Here is a 315-nt window from a genome sequence, read left to right on the forward strand (position 1 = left end):
GCCCGTCCGCTACGAGCGACGCGCCGACATCTACGAGGCTTTCACAAGCCTCGCGGCAAGCCTCATCACCCTCAACCAGTGCAGACGGTTCTGTTAGGCGCTCTAAGTCCGTGACCAGCTTACGAAGCTCTGCCTGGGTGTGTTCGATCTGGCCAGATATCTCGGCCCGCTTGCGGGCTAACCCGCTCAGCACATGTTCGTTTTTCATGCCCCCAAAGTGGGGCTAAGGTGCTGATATCGCTTGTGGCGTTTGCGCCCTGATACCGGTGAACTCGGGCAGTTCGTCGAGGAACAGCACGCCCCCATGGGCCAGCG

At 60.6% G+C, this 315-nt stretch carries 1 pseudogene; it reads left to right on the forward strand.

Annotated features, from left to right (window positions below):
- A pseudogene (locus CVH10_RS19145) lies at nt 1-97 on the forward strand (IS5/IS1182 family transposase); the annotation flags it as partial.
- Nucleotides 98-315 lie beyond the last annotated feature (218 nt).

The organism is Halomonas sp. ND22Bw, from assembly GCF_003011945.1.
GTDB lineage: Bacteria > Pseudomonadota > Gammaproteobacteria > Pseudomonadales > Halomonadaceae > Halomonas > Halomonas halophila.